The sequence below is a fragment of the Campylobacter sp. US25a genome, assembly GCF_004379075.1.
In the GTDB taxonomy this organism is placed as follows: Bacteria; Campylobacterota; Campylobacteria; order Campylobacterales; family Campylobacteraceae; genus Campylobacter_D; species Campylobacter_D jejuni.
This window is the reverse complement of sequence record NZ_RYYM01000027.1, coordinates 1-5,134: the sequence shown is the minus strand read 5'-3', so window position 1 is coordinate 5,134 and position 5,134 is coordinate 1. Positions and strand designations below refer to the sequence as shown.

Annotated in this window: 7 protein-coding genes and 1 pseudogene; all 8 read left to right on the top strand. The window is 25.1% G+C overall.

What is annotated here, in order from left to right; all coding sequences use genetic code 11:
• Positions 1-72 precede the first annotated feature (72 nt).
• Positions 73-519, top strand: coding sequence for a methyltransferase (locus tag ELQ12_RS09270; RefSeq protein WP_134264731.1), 447 nt, complete (start codon positions 73-75; stop codon positions 517-519).
• Positions 520-550: 31 nt separating this feature from the next.
• Positions 551-1,177 carry a hypothetical protein gene (locus ELQ12_RS09265; protein ID WP_070240629.1) on the top strand — a complete coding sequence of 209 codons (627 nt, stop codon included), beginning with the start codon at positions 551-553 and terminating at the stop codon, positions 1,175-1,177.
• Positions 1,178-1,185: 8 nt separating this feature from the next.
• On the top strand, positions 1,186-1,587 hold the full coding sequence (locus ELQ12_RS09260) for a hypothetical protein (protein ID WP_044779697.1): 402 nt from the start codon (positions 1,186-1,188) through the stop codon (positions 1,585-1,587).
• Positions 1,588-1,668: 81 nt separating this feature from the next.
• A complete protein-coding gene (locus ELQ12_RS09255; RefSeq protein ID WP_002819291.1) occupies positions 1,669-2,352 on the top strand; it encodes a hypothetical protein in 684 nt (227 codons plus the stop codon).
• On the top strand, positions 2,352-2,981 hold the full coding sequence (locus ELQ12_RS09250; RefSeq protein ID WP_243834150.1) for a hypothetical protein: 630 nt from the start codon (positions 2,352-2,354) through the stop codon (positions 2,979-2,981). Before ELQ12_RS09255 ends, ELQ12_RS09250 begins: the two co-directional genes overlap by 1 nt.
• 262 nt (positions 2,982-3,243) lie before the next feature.
• A complete protein-coding gene (locus ELQ12_RS10770) occupies positions 3,244-3,453 on the top strand; it encodes a hypothetical protein (protein ID WP_074487166.1) in 210 nt (69 codons plus the stop codon).
• Entirely contained in the window at positions 3,408-4,766 is a 1,359-nt protein-coding gene (locus tag ELQ12_RS09235; protein WP_243834149.1) for an Mbeg1-like protein, read from the top strand. Before ELQ12_RS10770 ends, ELQ12_RS09235 begins: the two co-directional genes overlap by 46 nt.
• An 18-nt stretch (positions 4,767-4,784) precedes the next feature.
• Positions 4,785-5,134: pseudogene (locus tag ELQ12_RS09230) on the top strand (hypothetical protein); the annotation flags it as partial.

Here is a 5,134-nt window from a genome sequence, read left to right as displayed (position 1 = left end):
AGGACATTTTCATTATTTTACTAATGGTAAATTTATAAAAAGTGATGAAAAATATAATTTGGAAAGATATTAATGAACCCTAAAGAACTTATCTCTCAAATCAAAGACTATGCTGATATAGCAGATGCTAGTTATGCTATGTTGCAATATGTTTGGGAAAATATAGAGCAAGATGAAAAGAATAATATTTATAAAGCAGATAAACTTACTTTTGGTGATAAATTAAAGCAAGATATTGTTATGAAAAATAGTAAAGGGGAAGATATTGTAAAACCTAAAAATACAAACACAGCTTATGCTTGTGCTATACAAGCTCGTTTTGAACAAAATAAAATAGTTAAAATAGAACCTAAATATTGTATTTCTCTTATAAATACTTGTTTTGATAGTAAAGAAATAACATTGGATAATGATATTAGTAGAGTAGGATTGAATGATGTACTGAGTAAAAGAACTATTGATTTTGTAAATAGATTTAAACTTTTAAAAATCAGCCCAACACTACAAATTGTCTTATGAAAAAACAGAGAAAATTAAGAGGAGTTAATAAATGCTAGAATTCTTTGTTAATCTTTTAATATTTATTCTTATATTTTTCTTTTTTGTTTTTATATTTTCTATTATTTTATATTTTATCTTTAAAATTTTTTTAAAAATAAAAAATAAAACAAAAACTATAAATTTTAAAACAATATTTAAAAAACTTACTTTATTTCTTTTGCCTGTATATCTTTTATTATTCTTAACAGGAGGCTGTTCTTATAAATATATGGATCCGCAGTATTATGAGTTTAAGAGCTTGTGTAAAGATATAGATAATAAAGTAATAATTTACAATAAAGCTTATTGGGAATTGTATAGCGATTTTACAAAAAAAAAGCCTTCTATAGAAAAACGAGTTAAGGATGATGGTTATGAATATTTTTATTATGAAAAACTTAATGAAACATTTACTTATTATGATATAAAAGATACGATAAAATCCGAGAAACGAAATGGCAATATTATAACCATAGTATATGATAAAAAATATAAAAAAATGCCCAAGCCTTTTGCTACATATATAAGATATAAATATGAAAATGATGGTGTATTCTTAAGAGGCGATGAGGGCTCTGGATTATATTTTAGATATGAAGAAGTATTCACTTGTAGCTATTTTGATAATTTTAAGTAAGGATATAAATGAGCAAAAACATTAAAACACAAGAAGCTAAATTAGACTTAATCACTAAATTTCTAGACTATGCTAATTGTGCAGATGCTAGTTATGCTTTATTAGATCCAGTTTTTACAGGTGTTATTATTGATAAACAAGAAAAGGAATTAGAAAAAGATTTAGATACCCAAAGACTAGGTGATAAACATAATAATCAAAATTCTACCTATGCAAGAGCTATACAAGCTCGTTTTGAACAAAATAAAATAGTTAAAATAGAACCTAAATATTGTATTTCTCTTATAAATACTTGTTTTGATAGTAAAGAAATAACATTGGATAATGATATTAGTAGGGTGGGGTTAAATGATACACTTAGTAAAAGAATCATTGATTTTATAAATAGATTTAAACTTTTAAAACATTAGTCTAACACTTTAAGTGGCTTTAGTGCTATTTTGTTTGAAGATACTAAAGATAATAATCAAAGTAATATAGGATAAAAATATATGAAAAACAAGCTCTATCATTATTTTAACAATAAAGAAAATTCAAATGATTTAAAAAAACAATTCTTTAAAAATATAAAACAAGCTTTATTTTATCTTTTTCTTGTCATCTTAACTTTTTATAATATTACTTATTTAACTCTTTTAACCTTTTTCCCTTTTCCTTTCTTTGGATGGATTAGCTTGTTTATACTTTCTACTATATGGGTATATTTATTTTTAAAGCTTGTCTTTTATCTTGTCTTTAAAATTTTTAATATTGATAAAAAAATTAAAAAGTTTTATTTATTTTTACCTTATCCATTATTCATGCTTCTTTGGTTTGGATACTCTTTTGTACCTCTTGAATGGCAAAGTAGTTTTAAAGAATTTGAGAGTTTGTGTGAGAAGGCTGATTCTAAGGCGGTTATTTATGATGCAAAAAATATTATAAGTCTTTGGGATAATTATAAAAAAATAAACAAGGATATTTTATTCAACATAACAGAGCAATATGTAGATTTTAGAATAAAAAAAATTATTATTTTATGGTACTATAAGGACGGCAAAAATACAATACAAGAATATAAAATAGACAATACATACTCTTGGCTTGACATAGGTATGTTTGCTAAATACAAAAGAAAAATGATATGCTATGATATTCAAAAATATAAAGAATTACAAGAAAAAAGAGGCTACTAATGTATGAAAAACAAGCCAAATATATGAAACTTTATAAATATGCTAGAATGTGCTGGGCTAGTTATTTTTATTTTGATTTTTTAAATACTAGAAATATATTTGAGTTAGATTTTAATCAAGAAAAAATTCAAGAAGAAAATTCTCTTAGAGGCTATAGAGAAATAAAGGTAAATTTAGAACATGTTGTCAGTCAAAAACATAAAGATAAAGAAGTATTGATTGATTTAAGACAAGATGATGCTTGGCAATCAAAAATGTTAAATTTCTTTGATGAAAAGACAAATTTTGATAAACTAAATGGAGAATTTGGAGAATTACAGACTAAAAATTTCATTCAAAGATATGAGGTTCAATTTCATCAGCCTAACACTACAAGTGGCTTTAGTGCTACTTTGTTTTATGATAAAGAAAAAGATGAATTTATAGTAGGATTTAGGGGAACTGAAACTGATAATTTTATTAGCTCGATTCAAGATATAGTTCAAGACATAACTCTATCCCTCAATGGCAATATCCAATCTTCTTTTCTTTTAGAATTTTTAGAACAAGTAAATAAAATAATCAAAAACAAACACAAAAGAATTATATTTGTAGGACATTCATTGGGTGAGATTTGGGGGATGCAATGAAAATATTAAAAATACTTTATATTTGCTGGATTATATTTTTTATCTTTGCTTGGATAATATCACCTTTAATTGGGCATAATCCAGATAGATTTAAGGAATTTCTCATAGTGATTGGATGGATAATTTTGCCTCCAATAGTGAACAATCTATGGTTATTTTTAATAACAAGAATTAAAAAATATTTGATAAGGTTTTTTCTATTATTGTTATATTGTCCATCGGCAATTTTATTGTATCTTATATTTGATTAAAAGGAAAAAGTATGAAGCAACAAATCAAGAATCTTAGAGACTATGCTGAGTTAGCTTGGGCAAGCTATTTCAACCTTATCTATATTGATGGACAAAAAACTAATGATTTCACAATAGGAACAGAAAGAATCTTAAAAGATGGAGAAAATATAGAAAATTTGAATATTATAAAGCATTGTCTAAAGACTATAAAGATTATTTTATTTATGATGATTCGTTAGCTTTTTATCCAAAACTCAATGGTGAATTTAGAGAAATCCAAACACAAAATTTTGCAAAACGCTATACAATCAAATTTCACCAACCCAATACTTTTAGTGGTTTTTCTGCTACACTTTTTTATGACATTCAAAAAGATGAGTATATTGTTAGTTTTCGAGGAACAGAAGGAATTGTAAGTATGGATGCATTTGCCGATATAGGACTTACTTTTGGTAAAGGAGATTTTCAAGCTAATGCCTTAAAACAATTTTTATTAGATATAGCACCTATTCTAAATAATATAGATTCTAGTAAAATTACCTTTGTAGGACATTCTCTGGGTGGATATTTAGCTGTTGTTGCAATGCAGCTTTGTGATACAATCGATAGAACACTTTGTACAGATTTTAATCAAATAAAATTTAGTGCTTCAAAAGTTTATACTTTTAATTCTCCTACCATAGATGGAATAGATAATATGCTAATGAGATTCTTAGCTAATTTGCTTGGAAATAATATTGTGGAGCAAATTTTAAATCCAGAAAAGATTGTTTGTGTATTTGATAATGGTAAAATTGAAATCATTGCTTCAGCTCAATATGGTGCAAGCAATGCTTTAGGTATATATACAGGGAAAAATGATCACTCTATAAAACCTCTTGTTAATACTCTCTATTTTTATTCTTATCTTTTAGAATTAGATGCTAACTATAACAAAGTCAAAGATAAAAGTTTTAGTGAGTGTATAGAGTATCTTAATCATTTTATGAAAAATATTCAAATTTATACAGAAACTTTTGTGTTAAAAAATAATGCTATTAATAATAAAAATTTCGCTCTTAAAAATGGACCTCTTGGACTTTTTAGAAATTCTCCAGAAAAAATCAATCATTTTGAATATTTTCTTTCATTAATAGCCACCATAATGCAAGAAACAAATGGTATTTTAGAAGAGCTTGGAGATAATTATTATGCAAGCTATAAAGCTCCTACCACTAGTCAAACAAAAATCATAGATTTTATTTTAAAAGTACATGAAAAAGAAAAATATATTTTAATTCTTGATAAAAATGATTTTAATAAATACAGAAAAGATTGTTCCTTTATTAATAATCAAGAAAACTTAGCTCATAAAATTGCCATTGGGGAATTTAGAATTTTCATTGTGGTTTATAAAGATATGAAATGTCTTGAAAATATTAATAATATAACAAAAATATATGGATATAATTCAAAAAGTTATAAAATAAAAGATCAAATTTGGGATGAGCAATATTTAGGTGGAGTTTGTAAAATATCACAAGCTTTTATTTTAATGGAAAAGCTAAAATAGGTATTATTTAGGAAAATTATGATAGGTAAAGACTTTTTATATTCTATTCATAAAGATAAAAAAAGTATTTATTTGTTTTGTGAAAATAAAAGCATAATTGATTGTCAAAGTATTTATGATGAACTTTATAAATTAGAAGCAACGACAGATTTTACTTTTGAAGAACTCCAAAACTATCAAGCTTATATCTTCCTAAACTCCACTCTCCTTACAGGCTCAAATGAACTTCCTAATAATCCTTTTTACTTTGGAGAATTAGATCAAGATAATACTATAAAACAAGATACACCCAGTTATTATTTTTCTCCTAAAGATGAAAGCAGTGGTTTAGGAAGACTTAGTATCTTTTATAAAAATGATGAACTTTG